Here is a 1753-nt window from a genome sequence, read left to right on the forward strand (position 1 = left end):
TTAAACTTAGTGTACCTAAATATGTAAAGTTTTGTATCAGCATTCAACATTTCTGGCTTACGCAGTAATAAGGAAAAACAAACGGAAAAGGGCATTAAGAAAGAAGAGCTTCATAGATATTTTGCGTAAATATTGACTATATTTGAGCGTTTTCACTATTTCTTTATAGTCTGGAATAAAGTGAAACGCTTACGTATTTCTACTAAATTAGGCTACTCAACTACAATTTGGCTGATGATAAATTGCGATCGCTTTTCGGTAACTACAATTTTCTGCAAAACTTATAAAGGCTGCTACTTTTAACTAAAAAATCCGCTCAAACTTATAAAGGCTGCTACTTTTAGCTAAAAAATCGAGTCAAACTTATAAATAATCGACTCAAACTTATGAATCATCGACTCAAACTTATAAAGGTTGCTGTTTTTAGCTCAAAATTCCAGCCAAACTTATAAATGCTGTTTCTGACGAACTAAAAACCATGTGTGCAGTGCCCTGAGTTCCCTACAGATGACTTAGAGATTTCCAGAAATTAAATTATCCAATTTTGAGAAGCAATTGCGTAGACGCGTAGCAGTGAGGCAGTGCGTTGGGCGGGTTCCCCGACTTGGAGCAACTGCCAAACCCGAAGGGCTTGTCATTCGCGCAGCGTCTCGTTCGACGAAGTCGTTCCCGAAGGGTAGAGAAGACATCGCACTAATCTCTGACCGTCCTAACTTAACGCCTTTGATAAAATTGGAACAGAACTTACGCAACATCAAAGGATTTCCATCTGTGACACTCAAAGATTTAGAGCAACAACTTCTTGCCCTCAGTCCTAGTGAAAAAGTGCAGGCTATTCAGTTACTTGCTCAAAGTCTTGGTAGCAACTGGCAAGGAATTGAGAAAACCCCTAGAGTATGTGGTGGAGAAGCTCGCATTGCTAAGACTCGTATTCCCATCTGGGTACTTGTAGAAGCTCGTCGTCTGGGATATAGCGATGCAGACCTGTTGAAGAGCTATCCAACCATTACAGCCATTGACTTAGCTCATGCTTGGGCATACGCAGAAGCTCACCCTGATGAAATCGAACTGGCGATTGAGCGCAATGAGGTAGCTTAGTCGATGGCACGCTTTTATGCGGATGAGCAGTTCCCGTTTCCGGTTGTGGAATTATTACGCACTTTCGGGCATGATGTTTTGACAGTTCAGGAAGCAGGAAATGCAGATCAAAGGATATCTGATGAGGAAGTATTGGCGTTTGCTATCAGCCAAAAACGCTCGATATTAACTATTAACCGAGATGATTTCATCCGCCTGCATCGTCGTAACTCCAACCACTCCGGCATTATTGTTTGCACCAACAATCGTAAGTGGGAACAGTTTGCAGCACGAATAGATGAGGCTGTGACAGCAGAGGAAACGTTACAAGGAAAACTAATTCGTGTGGTACGCCCAGCCAAATAATTGTAGATTCGATTAAGCGGAGCGAAACCCAACAATTAATGCAACTTCTAAGTATAACGGTGCAAATAAACCGAAGTATGTAACAAAAAGTAAACTTGCCTAAAAACCAATACAGTTCAGTTAAGAAAATTCATTGACAACAAAGCTCACAAATAATACCAAATCAAATAATGTTTGCGACACATCAATAAATATTCTAGAGGTCACGGCAGTGCCGTGCCCCTACAATCTGTCGCATTCTTTTTTCAAATTGGTATAATTACTAAACAAAAAACCGAACAATTATTTTGGAGGGGGCTTGGGGGACGGT

At 40.7% G+C, this 1753-nt stretch carries 2 protein-coding genes; both read left to right on the forward strand.

The genetic code is table 11. From position 1 onward, the window contains the following. The first annotated feature begins 771 nt into the window (after positions 1–771). Complete coding sequence (locus BV375_RS29750) at positions 772–1098, forward strand: DUF433 domain-containing protein (RefSeq protein WP_086767217.1); 327 nt, start codon at positions 772–774, stop codon at positions 1096–1098. A 3-nt stretch (positions 1099–1101) separates the two neighbouring features. Then, the gene (locus BV375_RS29755; RefSeq protein WP_086767215.1) at positions 1102–1443 is read left to right on the forward strand and encodes a DUF5615 family PIN-like protein; all 342 of its coding nucleotides are present in this window, start codon (positions 1102–1104) and stop codon (positions 1441–1443) included. The last annotated feature ends 310 nt before the right edge of the window (positions 1444–1753 follow it).

Source organism: Nostoc sp. 106C, assembly GCF_002154725.1.
Lineage (GTDB): Bacteria > Cyanobacteriota > Cyanobacteriia > Cyanobacteriales > Nostocaceae > Aulosira.